Origin of the sequence: Sabulicella rubraurantiaca (assembly GCF_017355885.1) — a bacterium.
In the GTDB taxonomy this organism is placed as follows: Bacteria; Pseudomonadota; Alphaproteobacteria; order Acetobacterales; family Acetobacteraceae; genus Roseococcus; species Roseococcus rubraurantiacus.
In genome coordinates this window covers 741545-763970 of the sequence record NZ_JAFEUU010000001.1, presented here as the reverse complement: position 1 = coordinate 763970, position 22426 = coordinate 741545, and the positions used below count along the sequence as shown (strand labels likewise).

The 22426-nt window shown below is 69.9% G+C and carries 21 protein-coding genes; 7 read left to right on the top strand and 14 right to left on the bottom strand.

Annotated elements, in window-relative coordinates:
• Positions 1 to 15 precede the first annotated feature (15 nt).
• Both JTJ31_RS03715 and JTJ31_RS03710 read right to left on the bottom strand, forming a co-directional pair.
• A complete protein-coding gene (locus tag JTJ31_RS03715; RefSeq protein ID WP_207537219.1) occupies positions 16 to 885 on the bottom strand; it encodes an N-formylglutamate amidohydrolase in 870 nt (289 codons plus the stop codon).
• A gap of 32 nt (positions 886 to 917) precedes the next feature.
• On the bottom strand, positions 918 to 2099 hold the full coding sequence (locus tag JTJ31_RS03710; RefSeq protein ID WP_207537218.1) for a M20 family metallopeptidase: 1182 nt from the start codon (positions 2097 to 2099) through the stop codon (positions 918 to 920).
• 222 nt (positions 2100 to 2321) lie between these two features.
• Here JTJ31_RS03710 and JTJ31_RS03705 point away from each other — a divergent pair, with 222 nt between their 5' ends.
• Entirely contained in the window at positions 2322 to 3038 is a 717-nt protein-coding gene (locus JTJ31_RS03705) for a YcbK family protein (RefSeq protein ID WP_207537217.1), read from the top strand.
• 7 nt (positions 3039 to 3045) lie between these two features.
• Here the strand turns inward: JTJ31_RS03705 and JTJ31_RS03700 are convergent, their stop codons facing one another.
• The 6 genes from JTJ31_RS03700 to JTJ31_RS03675 all read right to left on the bottom strand — a co-directional run bounded on the left by JTJ31_RS03700 (position 3046) and on the right by JTJ31_RS03675 (position 8866).
• Positions 3046 to 4026, bottom strand: a complete 981-nt coding sequence (locus JTJ31_RS03700) for a tripartite tricarboxylate transporter substrate binding protein (RefSeq protein ID WP_207537216.1) — start codon at positions 4024 to 4026, stop codon at positions 3046 to 3048.
• Between the two features lie 197 nt (positions 4027 to 4223).
• On the bottom strand, positions 4224 to 4376 hold the full coding sequence (locus JTJ31_RS03695; RefSeq protein ID WP_207537215.1) for a hypothetical protein: 153 nt from the start codon (positions 4374 to 4376) through the stop codon (positions 4224 to 4226).
• Between the two features lie 29 nt (positions 4377 to 4405).
• A complete protein-coding gene (locus JTJ31_RS03690; RefSeq protein WP_207537214.1) occupies positions 4406 to 5248 on the bottom strand; it encodes a fumarylacetoacetate hydrolase family protein in 843 nt (280 codons plus the stop codon).
• A gap of 50 nt (positions 5249 to 5298) precedes the next feature.
• Positions 5299 to 6693, bottom strand: a complete 1395-nt coding sequence (locus JTJ31_RS03685; RefSeq protein WP_207537213.1) for an amidase — start codon at positions 6691 to 6693, stop codon at positions 5299 to 5301.
• Positions 6690 to 7910, bottom strand: coding sequence for a CaiB/BaiF CoA transferase family protein (locus JTJ31_RS03680; protein WP_207537212.1), 1221 nt, complete (start codon positions 7908 to 7910; stop codon positions 6690 to 6692). Before JTJ31_RS03680 ends, JTJ31_RS03685 begins: the two co-directional genes overlap by 4 nt.
• Positions 7910 to 8866, bottom strand: a complete 957-nt coding sequence (locus JTJ31_RS03675) for a tripartite tricarboxylate transporter substrate-binding protein (protein ID WP_207537211.1) — start codon at positions 8864 to 8866, stop codon at positions 7910 to 7912. The genes JTJ31_RS03680 and JTJ31_RS03675 overlap by 1 nt, the downstream gene beginning before the upstream one ends.
• 103 nt (positions 8867 to 8969) lie before the next feature.
• Here JTJ31_RS03675 and JTJ31_RS24935 point away from each other — a divergent pair, with 103 nt between their 5' ends.
• Entirely contained in the window at positions 8970 to 10400 is a 1431-nt protein-coding gene (locus JTJ31_RS24935; RefSeq protein WP_207537210.1) for a DUF3300 domain-containing protein, read from the top strand.
• A 15-nt stretch (positions 10401 to 10415) separates the two neighbouring features.
• On the opposite strand, the gene JTJ31_RS03665 is transcribed toward JTJ31_RS24935, so the two are convergent.
• On the bottom strand, positions 10416 to 12563 hold the full coding sequence (locus tag JTJ31_RS03665) for a malate synthase G (RefSeq protein ID WP_207537209.1): 2148 nt from the start codon (positions 12561 to 12563) through the stop codon (positions 10416 to 10418).
• Positions 12564 to 12699: 136 nt separating this feature from the next.
• On the opposite strand from JTJ31_RS03665, the gene JTJ31_RS03660 reads away from it, so the two are divergent.
• The 3 genes from JTJ31_RS03660 (at position 12700) to JTJ31_RS03650 (ending at position 15615) form a co-directional block, all read left to right on the top strand.
• Positions 12700 to 14256 carry a gamma-glutamyltransferase gene (locus JTJ31_RS03660; protein ID WP_236019793.1) on the top strand — a complete coding sequence of 519 codons (1557 nt, stop codon included), beginning with the start codon at positions 12700 to 12702 and terminating at the stop codon, positions 14254 to 14256.
• The gene (locus tag JTJ31_RS03655) at positions 14253 to 14882 is read left to right on the top strand and encodes a GOLPH3/VPS74 family protein (protein ID WP_207537208.1); all 630 of its coding nucleotides are present in this window, start codon (positions 14253 to 14255) and stop codon (positions 14880 to 14882) included. The genes JTJ31_RS03660 and JTJ31_RS03655 overlap by 4 nt, the downstream gene beginning before the upstream one ends.
• Before the next feature lie 76 nt (positions 14883 to 14958).
• Complete coding sequence (locus JTJ31_RS03650) at positions 14959 to 15615, top strand: GOLPH3/VPS74 family protein (RefSeq protein WP_207537207.1); 657 nt, start codon at positions 14959 to 14961, stop codon at positions 15613 to 15615.
• A 22-nt stretch (positions 15616 to 15637) separates the two neighbouring features.
• Here the strand turns inward: JTJ31_RS03650 and JTJ31_RS03645 are convergent, their stop codons facing one another.
• Positions 15638 to 16024 carry a c-type cytochrome gene (locus JTJ31_RS03645; protein ID WP_207537206.1) on the bottom strand — a complete coding sequence of 129 codons (387 nt, stop codon included), beginning with the start codon at positions 16022 to 16024 and terminating at the stop codon, positions 15638 to 15640.
• A gap of 177 nt (positions 16025 to 16201) precedes the next feature.
• On the opposite strand from JTJ31_RS03645, the gene JTJ31_RS03640 reads away from it, so the two are divergent.
• On the top strand, positions 16202 to 16996 hold the full coding sequence (locus JTJ31_RS03640) for a class II aldolase/adducin family protein (RefSeq protein WP_207537205.1): 795 nt from the start codon (positions 16202 to 16204) through the stop codon (positions 16994 to 16996).
• Here the strand turns inward: JTJ31_RS03640 and JTJ31_RS03635 are convergent, their stop codons facing one another.
• Both JTJ31_RS03635 and JTJ31_RS03630 read right to left on the bottom strand, forming a co-directional pair.
• Positions 16997 to 18751: an HlyD family efflux transporter periplasmic adaptor subunit gene (locus tag JTJ31_RS03635; RefSeq protein WP_207537204.1), complete on the bottom strand. Its 1755-nt coding sequence runs from the start codon at positions 18749 to 18751 to the stop codon at positions 16997 to 16999.
• Positions 18744 to 20231, bottom strand: a complete 1488-nt coding sequence (locus JTJ31_RS03630) for a TolC family protein (RefSeq protein WP_207537203.1) — start codon at positions 20229 to 20231, stop codon at positions 18744 to 18746. The genes JTJ31_RS03635 and JTJ31_RS03630 overlap by 8 nt, the downstream gene beginning before the upstream one ends.
• A gap of 100 nt (positions 20232 to 20331) precedes the next feature.
• Between JTJ31_RS03630 and JTJ31_RS03625 the strand changes: the two genes are divergently transcribed.
• The gene (locus JTJ31_RS03625; protein WP_207537202.1) at positions 20332 to 20604 is read left to right on the top strand and encodes a hypothetical protein; all 273 of its coding nucleotides are present in this window, start codon (positions 20332 to 20334) and stop codon (positions 20602 to 20604) included.
• On the opposite strand, the gene JTJ31_RS03620 is transcribed toward JTJ31_RS03625, so the two are convergent.
• Together JTJ31_RS03620 and JTJ31_RS03615 are read right to left on the bottom strand one after the other, a co-directional pair.
• A complete protein-coding gene (locus JTJ31_RS03620; protein WP_207537201.1) occupies positions 20558 to 21730 on the bottom strand; it encodes an ABC transporter permease in 1173 nt (390 codons plus the stop codon). The two genes, JTJ31_RS03625 and JTJ31_RS03620, sit on opposite strands and share 47 nt — an antisense overlap.
• Entirely contained in the window at positions 21727 to 22422 is a 696-nt protein-coding gene (locus JTJ31_RS03615) for an ABC transporter ATP-binding protein (protein WP_207537322.1), read from the bottom strand. Before JTJ31_RS03615 ends, JTJ31_RS03620 begins: the two co-directional genes overlap by 4 nt.
• Between the last annotated feature and the right edge of the window lie 4 nt (positions 22423 to 22426).

Here is a 22426-nt window from a genome sequence, read left to right as displayed (position 1 = left end):
CCAGCCGATCTGGCGTCAGCGCAGCATGGTCCAATCGGACTCCGCCATCTCGCCGAGAAAGCCCGTCAGGCGCGCCTGCATCGCGGCGAAGCCCTTGCTGCGTTCGATCCGCCCCTCATCCATGTAGAGGGAGCGCGCGAGCTCGATCTGCACCACGTGCACCGCCTCGCGCGGGCGGCCGTAGCGGCGCGTGATGTAGCCCCCCGCGTAGGGGTCATTGCGGCGAACCCGGAAGCCGAGGCGCTGGAGCGACATCTCGACCTGGCGCACGGCGCGCGGGTTGGCGGCGGTGCCATGCGCGTCGCCCAGCACGATCTCGGGCACCGGCATTCCGGGCAGGGCCTGGCTCGGCATGGAGTGGCAATCGAGGACGAGGCAGGAGCCGAAGCGCGCCTGCGTCTCGCCGATCAGCGCGAGCAGGGCGGCGTGGAACGGTTCCCAGCAGTCGCGGACACGGCGCTCGGCTTCCTCGAAGGACAAGCGGCGCCGGTAGATCGGCTCGCCCGAGGCGACGATGCGCGCGATGGTGCCGAGGCCTGCCCCGACGCGGGGGCTGGCGCTGTTCACCCAGTGGGGCAGTGGCGTGTCGAACATGCCCGGGTCGAGTTCCCAGGGCTCCCGGTTCGCGTCGCAGAAGGCGCGCGGGAACTCCGCCGCCAGCAGCGGCAGGCCGAGTTCCGGCGCGGCGGCGAGGAGCTCCTCCACGAAGGCGTCCTCGCTCTTGCGCAGGGCGAGGGAGTCGAGGCGCGCCGCCTGGAGGAACTCGGTCGGGTAGCGGCGTCCCGAATGCGCGGAAACGAGCACGACCGGGGCCTCCTGACGCGCGGGGCGCGTCAGGGTGAAGGGGGGCAAAGCCAGTTCGGCGCCGATTGGCGGCAGGTCCATCGCCCCTCCTATACGTCCGGCTCAGCGCTGCGTCACAGCCCGGCTTCTTCGAGGCGGAGGATGGCGCGAGCCGCCGCCTGGGCACGCGGCACCAGCGTGGAGACGTCGAGCCACTCCTCGGGGCTGTGCGCGTTGCCACCCACCGGGCCGACGGCGCAGATGGTGGGTGCGCCCATGTCGGCGGTGAAGCCGGAATCGGCGCAACCGCCGGAGAACATGCCCTCCACCGGTGCCTCGCTGACCGAGCGGTAGAGGTCGAAGAGCCGGGCCGCCGCCGCGTCCTGGGTCAGCGGGCGGAACTCGCCCTTGATCGCCAGCTTTGCCTTGGTGCCGGGAACATGGGCGCGGGCGATGATCGCCTCGATCTTGCCCATCACCTCGTCGCGGTCCTCGGGGTTCACGTAGCGCAGGTCGATCTGGCCCTGGGCATGTGGCGCCACGGTGTTGACGCTCTGCCCGCCGCTGACCAAGCCGACATTGAGGGTGATGCCCCGCTTGAGGTCGGTCAGCGCATGGATGGCGGTGATCTTGTGCGCCAGCTCGCCAATGGCGGAGATGCCGGCCTCGAAATTGCCGCCCGAATGCGCGGCCTTGCCCTCGATGTCGAAGACCATGAACACGCCGCCCTTGCGGCCGGTCACGACGCCATTCCCCGGCCGGCCCGGCTCCGAGTTGAAGACGACGCGGGCGCCGCGCGCCTCCTCCTCGATCACCGCGCGGCCCTCGGGGGAGCCGATCTCCTCGTCGCCCGTGAACAGCCCGACCAGCGGGCCGGGCGCGCCGCCGCATTTCGCGAAGGCAGCGAGGACGAACATGTTCATCACGAGGCCCGCCTTCATGTCGGCCACGCCCGGGCCGAAGGCCTTGCCGTCCTTCACGGTGAAGGGGCGGCGCTGCGGCTCGCCCTTCGGGAAGACCGTGTCGCGATGGCCCATGAGGACGATGTTCTGGGCCTGGTTGCCGCGCGACTTCGCCGGGCCCTCATGCGGCAGGATGGCGCGCAGGCAGTCGCCATAGCGCTCGCCGCGCACCGTCTCGACCTTCAGCCCGTGCTCCTCGCAGAAGGCGCGGATCTGCGCGCCGACGGCGTCCACCCCAGCCTTGTCGTAGGAGCCGCCATCCGTGTTCACCATCGCCTCCAGCACGCGCAGCATCGCGTCCTGCTGCGTGGCGAGCCATGCGGTGATCTTAGCCTCGGCCGATTCGGTGTTCATGCGTCCCGGTTTCCCTTGTCCCTTGCGCAACAGAGCCTAGGCGCATCGCGGCCCCTGCGCCATCCGGCTTGCCCTTCCAATCGTGACGCGAAAGCGCGCAGCGGGCGGAAGTAACGCCGGCCGCCAACCTTCCAATCCGTTGCATGATGACTTGGCTTCGCTCCGACGATACAGAGCCCTGGCATCTCAGCCGCACGCCATGTTCGGGAGGGAGGGGAATTCTTGTTCGGACGACGTGCCATTCTGGCAGGCTTGACTGGCGCTGCCCCGCTTCTGCTTTCGAATCCTGGTGCCGCCCAGTCGCGCCGCCCCGCCGCATCAAGCGAGGTGCGGCGGCTGGCCGTGCAGTTCACGCACACCGGTGCATGGTTCCGCGGCCCCTTCCGCAACGAGGAGGGGCACGATCCGAAAGCGATCGAGGAGTTCTCGGAGGTGATGCGGGACTGGCGCACCGGTGAGGTGAAGCAGTTCGATCCCGCCGTGCTCGATCTGCTGTGGCGATTGGGGCGTGAGGCGCGGGTGAGCGAATTCTCCGTCCTGTCCGGCTACCGCAGCCCCCGCACCAACGCGGCGGTGGGCGGCGTGCCGGGCAGCCAGCATCTCTCGGCCCGCGCCTTGGATATCTGGCTGCCGGCCGGCCGACTCGGCACCGCGATCGAGAAGGCGGTGGCGATGCGGGCCGGCGGGGTGGGCGCCTATTCCGGCTGGATGCACCTCGACACCGGTGCGGTGCGCTTCTGGGATCAGCGGCACGGCGGCACGGGCGGACCCGAGCCGGAGGCCATCCTCGCAGTTCGCGCCCCGGCGGGACGCGAGCCGGCGCGCGGCGGCCCCACCACGCTGGCCCGTGGCCGGCAGTGGATGGTCATCGAGCCGCTGGAGCGCCAGGCGCAGGGCGGCCCCATCTTCCCGGCGCCGCGCATCCTCAACCTGCGCTGACGCGCGGCTACTCCACCCGCCCGATGCGCTGCACCGCGCGCACGAGGCGGGCGCTGTCCTCCGCCAGGAAGCGGGCGAAATCCGGCGCATCCATGTAGCGTGGCGGGCTGCCGGCCGCCTCGAAGGCGCGCAGCGCCTCCGGATCCTGCATGGCGGCGCGGAAGGCGTCGCGCAGCCGCGCCTGGATGGGGGCAGGAGTGGCGGCGGGGGCGAGCAGCCCGGCCCAGATGTAGAACTCCACGTCGCGGGAGCCGCGCTCCATGAAGGTCGGCACGTCCGGAAAGGCGGGGGCGCGCTGCGCACCCCAGCAGGCCAGGACGCGCACCCGTCCGCCCTGCACATGCTGGGTGAGCGTGCCCGGCGCGCTGGCGAGCGCCTGGATATTGCCGGACAACAGGGCCGTGATCGCCGGGCCCGCGCCCTGGAAGGGAACGTGGAGCATGCGGATGCCGGCGGCGGTCGCGAACATTTCCATCGCCACATGCAGCGTGCCGTAAGCGCCGGAGGAGCCATACGGAATGTCGCCCGGCCGCGCCTTCGCCGCCTCGACGAACTCCTCCAGCGTACGCCAGGGCGCAGAGGCTGGCACGGCGAGCATGGTGGGGTCGGCGTTCACCAGGCCGATTGGCGCGAACTGGCTCACCTCGTAAGGCGCGGGCCGGCCGAAGAGGCGTTCCGCCTCCGGGATGACAGCCAGGGAGGAGAGCGCCATCAGCAGCGTGTGCCCGTCTGCGGGGGCACGGGCGACAAAGGCATTGCCGAGCGCTCCGGCCGCACCTGCGCGGTTCTGTACCACGACGGGCTGGCGCAGATTGCGCTCCATGGCTGCGGCGACGGGTCGCGCTGCGAGGTCGGCCTGCCCGCCAGGCGGGAAGCCCACCACCATCGTGACAGCGCGGGTGGGAAAATCCTGCGCGTGCGCGGCGCCCGCAGAAAGCGCGGCGGCGCCGGCCAGGAGGGCACGGCGATTCATCAGGACTTTGGTCATTCTTCCCTCCCAAAGCGGCTCACGGCCGTGCTCAGGCGGGCCGCGTCCACGGCGTTGGTGCAGTTGTCATTCGGCGAGGCGAGGGTAGGGAAACATCGGCGCCCGACGCCGTGTCGCTTCCGTCCAACCTCGCTTCCGCCGGCTTCGTGACAGGCAAGATGCCTGTCCGAATCCGGCAAGGGAAGAAGCGGCCTCGGTCAGCCGCGCTGGTTGGTGCCGGTCTTGCGCTGCGCCTCGGCGGGCTTGGCGGGGGTCGCCGGGCGCTGCTGCGCTTGGGACTCGGAGCGCGGCGGCGGGGGCGAAGCGAGCAGGCGGCGCCGGGCGGCATGGGCGAGCGTCATGCGGAGCATTGTCTTCCTCCCTCTCGGGGCTCTGCTGGTCAGGCGACCGGGTTCTCGAGGACGCCGATGCCCGGCACCTCGATCCGCACCACATCGCCGGGCTTCAGGAAGACCGGCGGGTCGAAGCCGATGCCCACGCCCGCCGGGGTTCCGGTGGCGATCACGTCGCCCGGCTCCAGCGTGATGCTGGCGCTGATGGCCTCGATCAGCGTGGGAATGTCGAAGATGAGATCGCGCACGGGTGCGTGCTGCCGCCGCTGCCCGTTGATCCATGTGGAGAGCGTCAGCTCCGTAGGGTCAGGCACCTCGTCCGCCGTGAGGATGGCGGGGCCCATCGGGCAGAAGCTGTCCAGTCCCTTGCCGAGGATCCACTGGCTGTGGCGCTTCTGCAGGTGCCGGGCGGTGACGTCGTTGACGATGGTGTAACCGAAGACGTGGGACAGAGCGTCCGCCTTGCGGATGCCGCGCCCGCCCACCCCGATCACCACCGCCAGCTCGCCCTCGTAGTCGAGGCCGCCGGTGGGATCCATCGCCGACAGGATCGGCTCGCCATGCGCGATGATCGAGGTGTGTGGCTTGGAGAACACGACGGGGAAGGGCGGTACCACGTCCTTCGCGCCGCCATCGAAGCCGGAGCCGGCGAATTCCTTCGCGTGCTCGTGATAGTTCTTGCCGACGCAGAAAATGTTCTTCGGCGTGCGCGGCAAGGGCGCCAGCAGCTTCGCCTCCGTCACCAGCGGCGCCTTCTCGCAGGCGGCGAGCAGCCCGGAGGAATCGGCGATGGCGTCCAGCATGGTGCGGGGGCCGAGATCGCGGATCCCGGAGGCCGTCATCGCGCCGAGGCGTGCGCCCTTGCCGTCATCGAAGGTGACCAGCCGCATCCAGCTTCTCCATCCCGCTGGGCGGGGCGTGAAGCATGGTTACGGCCCAGTTACAAGTCCGGGGCATTGGGATGACGGACCCCGAGTTCCAGCGCCCGCGCACCGCGGAAGGCGAGGTCATCCCGATACAGAGCCGCCGCGACCTGCACGGCACGCGGCATCCCCTCGGAATCCAGCCCCACGGGCACCGAAATCGCGGGCTGGCGGCTCAAATTGAACAGGAAGGTCCAGGGCGCCCAGTCGCGCCACAAGGCCATCTGCGGCTGCAATGTGGGCTGGTCCGCGCCGAAGGCGGCCGTTGGCGTGCAGGGTGTCAGCAGAAGGTCGAAGCGTTGGTGGAACCGCGCCATGGCATGCGCCGCCTCGATGCGCAGCGCGTCAGCGCCCAGGAAATCGGCGGCCGACATGCGCGACTCGCGCTCCGCCACCTCCAGGATGCCAGGGTCGAGTAGGGCGTGCCTCTCCTTGGGAAGGGTGGCGACCAGCCTTGCCAGGGCGACGCCCCAGACCCGTCCGAACACGGCGCGGATATCGGGCAGGTCCGGCTCCGCCTCTTCCACGATTGCGCCCTGTGACTCGAAGGCACGGGCGGCGCCGTCCAGCGCTTCCATCCCCTCGCGGTCCAGCGGCGCTTCGAAGCCCTGGCGGCGAACCACGGCGACTCGCATGCCGGAAACGCCCGCCTCGATGCCGTCGAGCCAGTCGCGCGACTCGGCGGGCAAGCAGAACGGGTCGCGCAGGTCGCGGCGCGCCATGGCGTTCAGCATCAGCGCCGAGTCGCGCACGCTGCGCGCCATTGGCCCCGCCACCGCGACATTGGCGAAGGCGCCGAGCGGCCATTGCGGCACACGCCCGAAGGAGGGCTTCACCCCCACCACGCCGCAATAGGCGGCGGGGATGCGGATGGAGCCGCCCGCATCCGTTCCGATATGCAGCGGCCCGAAGCTGGCCGCCGCCGCCGCGCCCGCGCCGGAGGAGGATCCACCCGGCGTCCGCTCCCGGTTCCAGGGGTTGCGGGTGATGCCATGCAGCGGACAATCGCCCGGCGTCTTCCAGCCGAACTCGGTGGTGGTCGTCTTGCCGAGGATTACCGCGCCCTCGCGCTTCAGACCCATCACCGCGGGCGCGTCCTCCGTCGCTGGCGTGGCGTCGGTGGCGCGCGACCCGCGCCGCGTCGGAAAGCCTGCGAGGTTCAGAAGGTCCTTCACCGTGCAGGGCACGCCATCCAGCACGCCGATCGGGCGCCCCGCCATCCAGCGCGCCTCGCTCTCCCCCGCTTGCTGGATGGCGCGCGGGTTGAGCGCGGCGAAGGCGTTGACCCAGGGATTGAGCCGCGCCACCCGTTCCATCACCGCCTTCAGGGCCTCGACGGGGGAAAGGGCGCGGCGAGCGTAGAGGGCGAGAAGGTCTTCCGCCGTCATCAGGGCGGGATCGGATGGCGTCATCCCTGCAGGATGCCCGCCCCGCGCAACCGCGTCACCTCCGCCTCACCCAGCAGGGGCGCCAGCACCGCATCGTTGTGCTCACCCAGCCTCGGGGCGGGGCGGGCCAGGATGTTGGGCGTTCGAGAGAGGCGCGGCACCTCGCCGGTCATGGGGAGGAGGCCGCCGGGCATCTCGTCATCTGGCACCTCGACCAGCGCCTCGCGGCCGCGCACGTAGCCGTCCTGCTCCAGCAGTTCCGTGTCCATCACGGGGCCGATCGTGACGCCTGCCTTGTCGAAGAAGTCGCAGCATTCGGACAGCGTCATGCGGCCCACGAACTCGCCGATGATCGCATCCAGCTCCGGCGCGTTGCGCACGCGATGCGGATTGGTGGAGTAGCGCGGATCGGCGATCAGGTCGGCGCGGTCGATGGCGCGGAATAGCTTCTCCGTCATGCCTTGGGTGGAGGCGCTGAGGCAGACCCAGCCTCCATCACCGGTCTTGTAGACATTGCGCGGCGCGGTGTTTGTGGAGCGCGACCCGGTGCGCGGCTTCTTGCGGTGCGTGAGGCGCCAGTTCGCCATCTGCGGCTCCAGCACCGCGAAGAGCGGCTCGAAGAGCGACAGATCCACCACTTGGCCCTCGCCGGTCGCCTCGGCATGGCGCAGGGCAATCATGGCAGCAGCGGCGCCGTGCAGCCCCGCATAGGCGTCGCCCATGAACATGGGCGGCAGCACCGGCTCGCGGTCGCCGAAGCCGTTGATGGCGGCGAAACCTGAATACCCTTCGACCAGCGTGCCGAAGCCCGGCTTGTGCCGATACGGCCCGTCCTGGCCCCAGCCCGAGACGCGCAGGATGACGAGGCGCGGGTTGAGCGCCAGCAGCACCTCCGGCCCCAGCCCCATCGCTTCCAGCACTCCAGGCCGGAAAGATTCGACGAACATCGCCGCATCCTCGACGAGGCGCTTCACCACGCCGACGCCTTCGGGTGACTTCAGATTCACGCAGACCGAGAGCTTGTTGCGGCAGATCGTCTTCCAGGAGGTCTCGATCCCCTCGACACGCCAGGCGCGAAGCGTGTCGCCCTCGGGAGGCTCGACCTTGATCACCTCGGCGCCCGCATCGGCCATCACCTTGGTGGCGGTGTTGCCGGCGACGAGGCGCGACAGGTCCACGATGCGCAGCCCATGCAGCGGGCCGCGCGCCTTCGGGTTGAAATCCTTGCGTGGGAGCGTCATCAGTCGAGACGGATATTCGCGGCCTGCGCGACCTCGCGGAAACGGCCGATGTCGGCGGCAAGCGAGGCGGCGAATTCCTCCGGTGAGGAAGGGGCGGGCATCGCGCCCTCGCCCTGGTAGATGCGGGTGAGGTCCGGATCGGCCAGGGCTGTGCGCGTCGCCTCATTGATGGCACGCACCACCTCTCGCGGGGTGCCGCGCGGCGCGAAGAGTCCCCACCAGATCGCGGCGTCGTAGTCGAGGCCTGTCGCCTCGCGCACCGTGGGCGCGGGCGGGCTGCCCGGGGGTGCGCCCGGAGCGGTGTAAGCTAGGAGGCGCACGCGATTCTCACGCACCGGGGCGGAAGCGCTGGCCATGGTGGTGATCAGCATCTGAATGTGCCCGGCGAGGAGATCCGTCACCGCAGGCGGCATCCCGCGATAGGGGACATGGTTCAACCGGACTCCCGCGCGCAGCGCGAAAAGCTCGGAGATGAAGTGGTTAATGCCGCCCGGGCCGGAGGAGCCGAAATCCACCTTGCCCGGATTGGCCTTCGCGTACTCGATCAGCTCGCGCACGTCGCGCGGCGGGAAGTTCAGGTTCGTCAGGATGAAGAAGGGGGCGCGCGCCAGCACAGAGACCGGCTCGAAGGAGGTCTGCGCGTCGTAGGGCGTGCGCTGCACCACCGCCGAGGCCGCGAAGGAGGAGGAGGTGATCATCAGCGTGTGCCCGTCGGCGGCGGCCTGAGCCACTTGGCTCGCGCCGATGGCACCGCCCGCGCCGGCGCGGTTCTCGATGACCACGGGCTGCCCGATCCGCGCCTGCAGCCGGTCTGCCAGCGGCCGCGCGATCACGTCGTTGGAGCCGCCGGGCGGGAAGGGGACGACGATGCGGATGGGCCGGCTGAACTGGGCCGAGGCGCGGCTTGGCAGCAGGGCGGGTGCGCCCAGAAGGGCTAAGGCATGGCGACGGAGCATGGCGACGATTCCTCTCGCCATGAGCATGGCGCGCCGCACGGGTTCGGGCAAACGGACGCGTCCTTTCCTCGTTGGGAAGGCAGCGACACGAGGAGACGCCGGAATGGCCGAGGATGCAAAGGGCGTGGAATCGCGGCGCGCGGCGCTGCTGCTGCTGGCCGGAGGCGGCCTGTTTGCCGTTCTGAAACCAGCGCAGGGCCAGGGCCCGGCGCTGACACGCGGCCGGCTGGAACAGCTGGTGGCGCCCATCGCCCTTTATCCGGACCGTTTGCTGGCGCAGGTGTTGATGGCCGCTACCTATCCGGTGGAGGTGGTGCAGGCGGAACGCTGGCTCTCTGATCCGAGGCAGGCGAGCCTCTCTGGCCCCGAGCTGGAGCGGGCGGCGGCCGCAGCGCCCTGGGACCCGGCCGTGAAGTCGCTGGTGGCCTTTCCCGACGTGCTGCGGATGATGAGCCAGAACCTCGACTGGACGCAGGCGCTGGGCGAAGCCTTCCTGGAGCGCGAGGCCGACCTGCTCAATGCGGTGCAGGTGCTGCGGCACCGTGCGCGGCAGCGTGGCCACCTGCGTGGCGACGAACGCCTCGCCATTTCGGTCGAGCCCTTCGCGGCCCCGCCCCCCGCGCAGCCCTGGATCATCGAGCCGCCGCCCGAGGTCATCGTGATCGAGCCGGCACAGCCGGACCACGTCTATGTCCCGGTCTATGACCCGCGCCTCGTCTACGGGGAGTGGCCCTATCCGGACTACCCGCCGCCCTACGCCCCGCCTCCCGCTTCCTATGGGCTGAGCGGCGCACTTGGGACTGGGCTGGCCTTCCTGGCCGGTGGGGCCGTCCTGGGCGCGCTATGGGGCTGGGCGAGGCCCTCCTGGGGCCGGGGCGTCTTGATCGAGCCGGCCCGCTATGCGCTGATTCCGGGTGCACGTCCCCTGCCGCCGGGCGGCTATTGGCGTCCCGACCCGGGCCGCCGCGGGCCTCGTGGATATGGTCCGGCGCGCTGGGATGGCCGCTTCCGCGGATGGGAGGCGCCACGTCTGGTCGGCGGCCCGCCACCTGGGCGCGGGCCTGATCGCGGTCGGGGCGGCGGGCCTCCGCCTCGCGCCGAACATTTCCGCGGTGGTCCTGGCCGTGAGTTCGGCCCCCGACCGGACCGAGGACCCGGTCCACGCCCCTCTGCCCCGCAGCGCGGACCGTCGCATGATCGAGGTCCGCCGGGTGGCGGACACGGTGGTGGAGGACGACCGGCCGGACATCCGGGCGGTGGCGGCGGCAGGGGTGGCAATCCTAGCGGCAACCAAGGCCCGCGCGGCGGAGGCGGCAACCATGGTGGCGGGGGCAGAAGCCCCGGCGGGGGAGGGCACGGGGGCGGTCACGGGGGAGGCAACCACGGCGGCGGTGGGGGCGGCGGAAATCGCGGCGGCGGCGGCGGCGGTCATGGAGGTGGCGGTGGCCGCGGTGGTGGAGGTGGCGGCCACGGGGGCGGCGGCGGAGGTGGAGGCCGCGGAGGTGGGGGTGGAGGCGGCGGGCGGGGGCGCTGAGCCCCCGCCGCAGCTTTAGCCTGTGGTCTTCGCCTCGCGGCGGAAGCGCGTCAGCAGGAACTCCGTGTAGCCATTGGGCTGTGTCGTCCCTTCGAAGACCAGGGCACAGGCGGCACGGAACGCCGCGCCATCGAAGCCCGGTGCCATGGCGTGGTAGAGCGGATCACCCGCGTTCTGCCGATCCACCACCGCCGCCATGCGCTGCATCGTGGCCATCACCTGATCGGTGGAGACGATGCCGTGGCGCAGCCAGTTGGCGATGTGCTGGGCGGAGATGCGCAGCGTCGCGCGGTCCTCCATCAGGCCCACATTGTTGATGTCCGGCACCTTCGAGCAGCCGACCCCCTGGTCCACCCAGCGCACCACGTAGCCCAGAATGCCCTGCGCGTTGTTGTCGAGCTCAGCCTGGAGGTCCGCCGGCGCCCAGTTGGTGTTGGTGGCCACGGGCACGGTCAGCAGATCCTGGAGCGCGGCGCGGCGGCCGCCCTGCGCGATCTCCTCCTGGCGCGCGGCGACGCTGACTTGGTGATAGTGCAGCGCATGCAGCGTGGCGGCGGTGGGCGAGGGCACCCAGGCGGTGGTCGCGCCAGCCTTCGGGTGCGCAACCTTCTGCTCGATCATCGCGGCCATGGCGTCCGGCATGGCCCACATGCCCTTGCCGATCTGCGCCTTGCCGCGCAGGCCGCACATCAGACCGATATCGACGTTCCAGTCCTCATAAGCCTTGATCCAGGCCGTGCCCTTCATGTCGTTCTTGCGGATCATTGGGCCGGCTTCCATCGAGGTGTGGATCTCGTCGCCCGTACGGTCGAGGAAGCCGGTGTTGATGAAGGCGACGCGGCTCGACGCCTCCTTGATGCAGGCCTTGAGGTTGACGGTGGTGCGCCGCTCCTCGTCCATGATGCCCATTTTGAGGGTGTTGGGCGCGAGGCCCAGCACCTGCTCCACGCGGCCGAACAACTCATTCGCCCAGGCCACTTCCTCCGGCCCGTGCATCTTCGGCTTCACGATGTAGACGCTGCCGGCGCGCGAGTTCAGGCGCTTGCCGTTCACGTCGTGCATCGCAATCAGCGAGGTCACGAGGCAGTCGAGGATGGTTTCCGGCGTCTGCGCGCCATCCAGCGTCACCGCATCCGTCATCATGTGGTGGCCCACATTGCGCACCAGCATGACGGAGCGGCCCGGCAGGGTAATCTGCCCTTTGCCATCCGGCGTGGTCCAGCTGCGGTCCGGGTTGAGCCGGCGCGTCATCACCTTGCCGTTTTTCTCGAGGTCGGCGGCAAGGTCGCCCTTCATCAGCCCGAGCCAGTTGCGATAGACCAGCACCTTGTCGGCGGCATCCACCGCCGCGACGCTGTCCTCACAATCCTGGATGGTCGAGAGCGCGCTTTCCAGCACGAGGTCGGCGATGCCCGCCGGATCCTCCTTGCCGATGGGATGCGAGCGGTCGATCCGCAATTCGAGATGCAGCCCGTTGTTGCGGAACAGCAGCGACTTCGGTGAGGAGGGCTCGCCCGTATAGCCGACGAGGCGCGAGGGATCCTTCAACCCCACATCGCCCCCGCCCTGAAGCGAGACGAGGAGTTCGCCGTCCTTCACCTGATACTTAATCGCCTCGGCATGGCCCGCGCCGTCCAGCTTCGCGGCCTGGTCCAGCACCTGGCGGGCAAAGGTGATGACGCGCTTGCCGCGTGCCGGGTTGTAGTCGCTTCCCGTCCGTTCCGACCCGTCCGTCTCCGGAATGGCGTCGGTGCCGTAGAGCGCGTCGTAGAGCGACCCCCAACGCGCATTGGCGGCGTTCAGCGCGTAGCGCGCGTTGGACACCGGCACGACAAGCTGCGGACCGGCGACGAGGCCGAATTCGGGGTCGGTGTTGGCGGTGGTGACCTGGAAATCCTCGGGCTCGGGCAGGAGGTAGCCAATCTCGCGCAGGAACCCCTCATAGGCGCCCAGATCGATGGGCCGGGCCGGGTTGGCGCGGTGCCACTCATCCAGCTTGGCCTGGAGGGCGTCGCGCTTGGCAAGCAGGGCGGCATTCCGGGGGGCGAGGTCGCGCAGGATCGCCTCCATCCCCTGCCAGAAACGCGCAGGGTCCACCCCCGTGCCCGGGAGCGCCTCGTTCTCGATGAAGCTGCGCAGTTCCGGGGCGACGTCCAGGCTCATCCGTTTGACTCCCTGCCGAGATGTAGGTTTTCCCGGCTTTAGGCGACATTGGCCGGGGGCGGAAGAGGCTGGGGGTGGCTTGCCCAAGGGCCGCGCCGCGCCGACCATGCATCGAACGACACAGGAGCGCCGCCGCATGATCCCGCACGTTTCGCAGCACTGGACCCTCCGCAAGCCCGCCGCGCGCGGCGAGGGGGGCATCGTCGCCTCCCAGGCGCGCGAGGCGGCCGAGGCGGGGGCGGCGATGCTGCGCATGGGCGGCACGGCGGCGGATGCAGCCGTCGCTACAGCCTTCGCCCTGGCGGCGGTGGAGCCCTGGAACAGCGGCCTCGGCGGCATCGGCTTCGCCCAGGTGATGAAGCCGGGCCATGCGGCCGAGACCTTCGATTTCGGCCCCCGTGCGCCAGGCAGCCTCGATCCCTCTGCCTATCCGATGACGGGGCGGATGAAGCAGGACCTCTTCGCCTGGCCGGAGGTCGAGGGCGACGTGAACATCCACGGGCCGAAATCCGTGGTCATCCCCTCCGCCGTCGCCGGCTATGCGCTGCTGCACGAGCGCCACGGCAAGCTGCCGATCCGCGAGGTGCTGGCCCCCGCAGTGGCGCTTGCGAAGCGCGGACTGGCGCAGGACTGGTTCACCACGCTGAAGATCGCCAACAGCGCCGCCGTGCTGCGCCTCTATGAGGAGAGCGCGCGCATCTACCTGCCCAACGGCCTGCCGCCCGTGGCCCCCTACCAGGGCAAGCCCGGCTTCTTCCGCCTGGGCAAGCTAGCGGACACGCTTGAGCGGCTGCAGTCCGCCGGTCTGCGCGACTTCTACGAAGGCGACGTGGCGCGCGAGATCGCGGCCGACATGAAGGCGATGGAAGGCTTCCTGTCTGCCGAGGACCTCTCCGGCTGCACGGCGCGCAGCGTGCCGGCGCTGGAGGTGACGTATCGCGGCCGGCGCCTGATGCTGGCGCGCGGCCTCACCGCCGCGCCCACCCTGGCGCGGCTGCTGGAGCGGATGGAAGCGGCTCCCTTCAGCGGCGTGCCGGACGCGGAGTGGTATGCATATCTCGCCCGCTCCCTGCGCGAATCCTATGCCGAGCGCCTGGCCGGGCTGGGCGAGGCGGAGCCGCAGGGCGCCGATAGCTGCACCACCCACCTGACCGTTGCCGACCGCAACGGGATGATGGTGGCGATGACCACGACGCTGCTCTCCTCCATGGGGTCGCGCATGGTGCTGCCGCGCTCCGGCGTTCTGATGAACAACGGCGTCATGTGGTTCGATCCGCGTCCGGAGACGCCCAACGCCATCGGCCCGGGCAAGCGCCCGCTTTGCAACATGTGCCCGGTGATCGCGCTGGACGCCGAGGGCGACCCGCAGATTGCGCTCGGTGCCTCGGGCGGGCGGCGCATCATGGCGAGCGTCTATCAGATGCTGTCCTATGTCGCCGATTTCGGCATGGATCCGGAGGCGGCGGCGCATCATCCGCGCATCGACGTCAGCGGGCCGGAAGGCGTCACGGCGGATGAGCGCATGGGCGACACCGTCGTCGCGGCGCTGGCCGCCGATGCCCCGGTGGAGGTGGTGGAACACGCGGTGATGCCGGTGAACTTCGCCTGCCCGAACCTGATTCTACAGCATGAAGGCACACGCGTCGGCATCACCGACGTGATGTCGCCCTGGTCGGCCGCGATTTCCGAATGAGCCTATCGCTGCCGGAGGAGGTGCTTCTCCTCACCCTGGACGAGGAAGGGCGGCCACTCGGCCGGCAGGGCGTGGCGGCCGGGCTTGCCCTGGCCGGGGCGGTGCTGATGGAGCTGGCCCTGGCCGGGCGCGTGGACACGGATCGGGAGGCGCTCCTCCTCGTCTCGGCGGAGCCGACGGGCGATGCGGCGATGGATTTCGCCCTTTCGCGCCTGCCCGATTCGCGCGATTCGCGCAGCGCGCTGATGCTCCTCGCCCGCGAGGAGGAAGCGCTGCGCGGCGCGGCCATGGCAGGGCTGGAAGCGAAAGGGCTGCTCCGACGCGCGGAGGGGCGCGTGCTGCTGCTGTTCCGCTCCCGGCGCTGGGTGCCGGCAGGTGACCGGCCCGAGGCGGGCGAGGTGCTGGCCCGTCTCCGCCGCGCGCTGGAAGGCGATCACGTGCCCGAACCGCGGGAGGCCCTGCTGGTATCCCTGGCCCGGGCCGCGGGGCTGCTGCCCGTCCTGCTGCCGCCCGAACTCCTCGCCGCGCGGCAGGAACGTCTGGATCTGCTGGGGCGGATCGAGGCGCTGGGCCGCAGCCTGGGCGCGGCGGTCGCGGCGCTGCGCGTCGCGAGGCTCGGCGGGTAGCGCATCGGTATCTTCCTACCCTGGACAGGGCAGGAAGCCGACCGCACTCTGGCGCGACCGTTGAGGAGCTAGCGCCATGCAACTGACCATGCCGGAGGAGATCATGCTCCTCCTGCTCGACGACCGGACCGGGCGGCCGATCGGGCTGCCGGCCCCGGCGGGAGATTACGCCCTGTCCAGCGCGATCCTGATGGAGCTTTCGCTCCAGGGCCGCGTGGACACGGACCTGGAGCGGCTGATGGTCACCAGCCAGAAGCCGACCAATGATCCGGTGCTGGACGAGGCGCTGATCATGATCTCGTCGTCCCAGACGATGCGCGACAGCCGGCACTGGATCGTGGAGATCGGCCGCAAGACCGAGCATTTCCGCTCCATGGTGCTCGACCGCCTCACCGCCAAAGGTGTGCTGCGGCGGGAGGAGGGGCGCTTCCTCTGGGTCTTCCCGGAGCGACGCTACCCCAAGCCGCCCGAAGGCCAGGCCGAGGTCAAGGAAGTGCGCGCCCGCCTTCGCGACGTGCTGCTGCACGATGAGATCCCGGAGCCGCGCGAGGCGCTGATGATCGGCCTCGCCCGATCCGCCGGCCTCATCCCGCTGATCCTCTCCACCGAGGAGCAGGAAAGGGCCATGGCGCGCGTGGATCAGGTCGCGGATCTGGAGGAGCTGGGCCGAACCCTCTCCTCCGTGACGCGCGAGGTCTATGCGATGATGCTCGCCTTCGCCGGGGCCCACTGAGGGGCCCCGCCGCGCCCGGCCGCTACTGCGCGGTCGAGGCGCGCTGGAGATAGGCGAGCAGGTCGTTCAGCTGCTGCGCGTTCCGGAGCCCCGGATAGGCCATGGAGCCGCCGGGGACCACCGCCTTGGGGTCGGTGATGTAGGAGCGCAGGGTCTCCTCGTCCCAGGTCAGGCCCGCGGCGGCGCGCTCGCGCATCGGGTTCGAGTAGCGGAACCCTTCCACCGAGGCGGCCTTGCGGCCCCAGACCCCGTGCAGGTTTGGTCCGACGCCGTTGCGTCCGCCCTGGTTGATGGTGTGGCAGGCGCGGCACTGGTTGAAGACGCGCTGTCCCGCATCCGCGTCCTGCGCCATCGCGCCGTCAAGGGGTGCCGCTGCCAGGGCCGCGCCCAGGATCATCCATGCCCGCATGATGTATCGTCCTCCGTTGCGTTGCCGCATCTTGATGCTCAATGCCTCTACGGCCATTGGGTCACCGCTGCAGGCATTTTCGCCATGCGAGGTAAGCGTCCCATCGCTGGCACGTCCAGGGGAGGCCCTGACGGAACCTGGCGCAATGGCTAGGATGCGGCGGAACGGAGGAATCCCATGCTGGAAGAAGCGCAACCCGTCCTGAACATCCCGAGCCTGCGGAACCAGGTGACGCCGCAGGAATGGAAGGCGCGGGTGGACCTTGCTGCCTGCTATCGCCTCGTCGCCCATTACGGGATGAGCGACATGATCGCCAACCACATCTCCTGCCGCGTGCCGGGAGAGGAGGGCGCCTTCCTGATCAATGCCTATGGGCTGATGTATGAGGAGATCACCGCCTCTTCGCTCATCAAGATCGACGTGAAGGGCAATATCCTGCTCAAGCCTGATTTCGGCGGGCTGGATTACGGCATCAACCGCGCAGGCTACGTGATCCACGGCGCCATCCATGAGCGGCGGCACGACCTGGACTGCGTGATCCACACCCACACTTGGCCTGGCATGGCGGTGTCCTCGCTGGAATGCGGCCTCCTGCCGATGAACCAGACGGCGATGCGTTTCCTCAAGATCGCGTATCACGACTACGAGGGCGTGGTGCTGGACGTCGCGATGCAGGACAAGCTGGTAGCCGACCTGGGCGACAGCAACGCGATGATCCTGCGCAACCACGGGCTTCTCACTGTCGGCCACACCATCGCCGAGGCGTTCAACGCGATGCACCGGCTTGAGCTCTCCTGCAAGGCGCAGCTTGCGGCCATGGCCTGCAACTCGCCGCTCGTGCAGGTGCGTCCCGAGGTGCTGCAGGAGACGTGGAACAACTACCAGCCCAAGACGCGCCGCCCCTACGGCGTCATGGAGTGGCCGGCGCTGCTGCGAATGCTGAACCGGATCGATCCCAGCTATCGCAGCTGATCACTCGCGCAGCACGATCACGTCCCCGGGGCTGATCCCTTCGCGGATCTCGATGCCCTCGGGGATGGTGATTCCCAGGGTGACGGGTCGGCTCACGAAGCGTGCCCCGTCGCGCACCCGCACTACCCGCTGCCCGTTCTCCGTGCGGATGGCTTGGGGCGGCAGGACCACTGCCTCCTGCCGCTCATGCACGACGATGGAGAGGCTTGCGGACATGCCGACCGCAAGGCGCTGGCGCTGTTCCGGCGTCAGCCCATCGACGATGACGGAGACGGCGAAGCTGGGCATGCCGCTGCCCATCCCCATGCCGCGCCCCTCGCTGCTGGCCTGCGCGGCGACGGAAGCGACGCGACCCCGCAGCGGCGTCTCGGCGAAGGCATCGCCCGTCACCACGACATTCTGGCCGGGCCGCACCTGGTTCACGTCGATCTCGTCCACCTGACCGCGCACCATGAAGGTCTCGAGGTCGCCAATGGTGAACATGGTCTGGCCGCGGGAAACGCGTGAGCCGGCCTCGACCGTCTGCGGCCCGCCCCCGCCGCCGCCTCCAGCCCCCTGGCGTTCCGGCGGCATCAGCACAACGCCGCTCACCGGGGCGCGCACCTCCGCCTGGGCGAGGTCCTGTTCCAGGTCGCGCAGCTTGCCCTCGGCGTTCAGCAATTCTAGCTCCGCCGTAGCCAGTTGCGTGGCATCGCCCCGCGCCAGGGTGGAGGCGAGGTCCTGCCGCGCCGCTTCCAGCTGCAGATCCTGATTGCGCGCCTGCTGGAGCAGATTGCGGTGCTCTTCTGCCGGGATGATGCCGCGCGACAGGAGCATCTGGCTCTGCCCGATGCGGGCGCGGAGGTTGCCAGTCTCTAGCTCCGCCGCAGCCAGCTGACGCCGGGCGCGTGCGACCTCGAAGCCCGTGGACCAGCTACGCAGCTCCTCCACCTTGGCGCGAGCGCGGATCTCAGCGGCACGGGCCTCGCGGATACGCGATTCCAGCTCGTTGCGGTCCATGCGGAGCAGGACCTCGCCGCGCTCCACGCTGCCGCCGTAGCGGAAAAGGCGCTCCCGCACCGTGCCGTCATAAGGCCCGACGACGGACACATTAGCACCCGGCTCCAGCGCCCCCACCACCGCGATGCGCTGCGCAACGGGCTGCGCCTGCGCCGCCATGGTGACAACGCCGCCGGGCGCCGTGAGGGCGATTTCCTCCGGCGCGGCGGCAGGGGACAGGAAGGTCCAGGCCGCAACGCCCAGTACGGCGGCCAGCACGGAAGCGATGGCGCCTGTCCGCAGCAGCCCTACGCGGCGGCTGAAGCGACGCTCCGCTTCCGCCTTGCGCTCAAGTTCCACGAAGGCGTCCTGAAGGCGCCGGTGCTGCTCCGCGAGCTCCGCCTGAAGGCGCTCTGTTTCGGTGACGTCGGAGAAGGCGGTAGTCAGCGCCGGGCGGCCAACGAAGGGGCCGTGTTCCGGGCGCCAGACCCGGCTTTCCACGGAAAGCCGCCGGTCCCCGAAGGAAACGACCCTCCGGCCCTGCGGCGCCTCCGGCTGCAAGGGGCAGAGCACGGCGTCGAGGAAAGCGTCCGCATCCTCCTGCTCGGCCAGGGCGAAGGCCAGCGTCTGGCCGAGGGCTTCCTCGCGCTTCACCCCCAGCATGGCAGCGCCAGCGGGGTTGAGCGTCATGATCCGGCTGTCCGGCCCGACCGTCAGCACCCCATCCGCCACGGCATCCAGCAGGTGGGCGTAGTCCAGCGCGGCGGTCTCAGTCATTCACGCGGATCTGCCAGGTGTCGAGGGTAGTGCCGAGGATCTGGTCCAGCTGCGTGAGCACGTTTGCATAGGCGATCACCGCCGAAAGCTCGGCGCTCTCGGCGGATTGCAGGTAGCCCTGGAAGGACACGACCTGGAAGTTGGAGGAGCGCCCGGCCTGGAGCTTCACCAGCTCCAGCTCCAGCTGCTGCGCGGCCAGTTCCCGCGCACGCCGTGCCAGCTCCGCTTGGCGCCGCAGCGTGTCGATGTTGCGGACCGTGTCCTCCACCTGCTGCCGCAGGCGGTCGCGCGCCCCTTCGATGCCGAGCTGGGTCTGGCGCATGGCGACGTTGGCGTTCACCTCCGGCTGCTCGCGCGCGATCTGCCCGATGGGGATGTTGAGCTGGAGCCCGATATTGAAGTCGGATCGGGCGCTGCCCAGCGCATCCAGCGCGCGAATGAGGTCAGCGCGCTGGGCGTTGTAGCCCGTGCCGGCAACGACGTTCACCTCCCACAGGCGCTGGTTGCGGGCGACGTCGAGATTGATGCGCGCCACCTCCGCGCCGAGCAGCGTGCGGAGGTATTCGGGCTGGTTGGCCGTCGCGACCTCGAGCGCCTGGCGCACATCCACGCGCGCCGATTCAGCCGCTGGGCGTTCCACCGCCCAGATGGGCGAGGACTGGTTGACCGCCAGCAGGGTCAGCAGCGCCAGCCGTGCCTGCTGGTGCTGGTTCTGCGCTGTGGTGAGACCAAGCTCTTGCTGCGCGATGGAGGTCTCGGCCTGGATCAGCTCCACCTGGGCCAGCCGGCCCGCCGCGACCAGAGCCTGGTTCACCTGGGCGAGGTCACGCGCGCGGCGCAGCGATTCGTCCGCAATGCGAAGCTGCTCTTGCGCTTGAAGCAGGGCGCGGTAGGCGAGGATGGTCTGCGTCACCTGCTCCGCGACCAGGGAGCGGAGCTGGAGCTTGCTGCCGACTTCCTGGATGCGGGCGACGCGGACCGGGGCCATGGTGACATCGATGCCGCCCCCGGCCAGCAGCGGCTGCACCACCTGGAAGGTCGCACGGGAGGTGGCGAGCGGGTTCTGCCCGCGCGTGTTGCTCTGCATGCCGAGCCAACCGAAGGTGAAGCGCGTGCCGATCGGGGTGGTGAGGTTCACCGTCGGGCCGAGGGTGGTGACCGTTCCGGTCACGCCGGCGGTGCGGCCATGGCTGACGCTGCCCTCGATGCCGAAGCGGGGCGCGAAGGTGGCCTCGGCCACGCGCAGGTTGAAGCGGTCCGCGACACGCTGGATGTATTGCGACTGGATGGAACGGTTGTGGCGGAGCGCCAGGAACACCGTCTCGGCCAGGGTGAGCGGGACGGTTCCGCGCGGGTGCGCCGGGGAAGCCGCTGCCCGTGCGCCATTCGGTCGGGGAGGGCTGCTCTGCGCGAGTGCAGGCGCGGCCCACAGGACAATCCCTGCGAGCATTGCTGCCCCCCATGCACCACGCCCCGTCATGGAAAGCTTATCCCACCAAGAACAGGACTGCCGCAAGCAAGCCCAAATGCGTATTGCCACGGCGCTGACAGGCTCCGTTCATCGCAGGTAGGAAAGGGCGATGCGATCCGCCTCCCTGGCCCTGCTTGCCCTCGCCGCCTGCGCCCCGCCCTCCGTGCTGCAGGAACCCATCGGGGGCGCGAGCTACACGCCGGTCGAGCGGGCTTTCGCCCCGATGCCCGCTGTGATGCAGCGCATGGGCGACCCGCCCATCGCCCTGCCGGACCCGGCGGCAACGGCCCCGCGCAGCCATGTCCGCCTGCCCGGGGTGGCGGAGCCGGGCGCGGTCACTCCGCCCGCAGCGCCTCGATCGGATCCAACCGCGCGGCCATGACGGCCGGGTAGAAGCCGAAGAAGACTCCCACGGCAATGGACACGCCGGCGCCGAGCGGCGCCGCGATGGGCGAGAAGCTGACCTGCCAGCCCGACATCCAGGCGAAGCCGATGCCGCCCAGGAATCCCAGCCCGACCCCGAGCGCCGCGCCTAGCAGGGACAAGATCAATGCCTCGGCAAGGAATAGGCGCCGCACATCCCGCCGGCGTGCCCCGATGGCGAGGCGGATGCCGATCTCGCGCCGCCGTTCCGCCACCGACATCAGCATGATGTTCATGACGCCTACTCCGCCCAGCACCAGCGCGATGGACCCCACCGCGCCTAGCAGCATGGCAACGAGCTGGACCTGACTGTTCATGCCGGCGATGAGTTGCCGCGCTGTCAGGACGTTCAACCGCGCATCGCGCAGCCCCGGCCCAAGATGCTGCTGCAGCATCTGAGAGGCGAGTTCCGGATCGGCATCCGGCTGCAAACGCGCCACTGCCATGGAGAGCGAGGGCAGGGCGATCACCCGCCTCGCATTGGGCAGCGAAAGGAACAGCGTGGTGTTCACGTCCACCGGCAGCATGGGGTTCATCATCGCCGGCTCCAGGATGCCGGCGACGGTGAAGACGTAGCGGGAGATGCGGATCTGGCTGCCGACGCGTAGCGGCGCGAAGGGCGAGGAAAGCTGCTGCGCGAGGTCGTGGCCGACCACCACCAGCAACTCGAACCGGTCGAAGGGGGACAGGAAGCGGCCCTCTGCCATCGGCAGGCGGGCGACCTGCGCGAATTCCGCCGTGACGCCGAGGAAGCCTGCGTTGCGCGAGCGACCTTCGGAGATGATCGTCCCGCCGCCGATCATGAAGGGCGCGATCTCGCGGATCAGCGGCACCGCCTCGGGCGTGGCCTCGATGTCGCCCAGGCGGAAATTGCCCATGCCGGTGTTGCTGTCGGCGCGCAGCACCATCGTGTCCGTGCCCATCTGACGGAACTGGCGGATCGTTTCCTCCCGCGCCATCGCTCCGGCATGGAGCATGGCGATCACCGCCCCAGCCCCGACGACGATGCCGATCAACGCCAGCAGCGAGCGCTGCCACACGGCGAGCAGGTTGCCCGCGGCCTCGATCAGCGTCTGGCGGATCATGCCGCCCGTGCCTTCGCGAGGTCATCCTCCTCCAGCAGGCGTCCCTGCACGAGAGTGAGGCGCCGCCGGCAGCGCGCGGCCACGCCCGGGTCATGGGTGATGATGACGACCAGGACGCCCAGCTCCCGGTTCATCTCCTCGAACAGCCCCATGATCTCGCGGCTCACCGTCGGGTCCAGCGCCCCGGTCGGCTCGTCGGCGAGGATGAGGGCAGGCTCCGTCACCAGGGCGCGTGCGATGGCGACGCGCTGCTTCTGCCCGCCGGAAAGCATGTTGGGCATGTGGCTCAGATGCTGGCCGAGGCCGACGCGCTGGAGCATCGCCTCCGACCGCCGCCGCGCCTCCGCCTCCGGCGTGCCGCGATACATCAGCGGCAGCGCCACGTTCCGCCATGCATTGAGCCGGGGCATCAAGAAGAATTGCTGGAACACGAAGCCGATCATGCGGTTCCGCATCAGCGACTGGGCATCCGCCTTGGCGGCCAAAACGTCCTCGCCGCGTATGCAGTAGGTGCCGGTGCTGGGCCGGTCGAGCAGGCCGAGAATGTTCATGAAGGTGGTCTTGCCGGAGCCGGAGCCACCCATGATCGAGACCAGCTCGCCCGCCGCGAGGTCGAGGTCTATGCCATGCAATACGGTTCGCTCGGTCGGGCCGATGCGGAAGCGTCTCGTGATGCCGCGAAGCTCGAGCATGGTG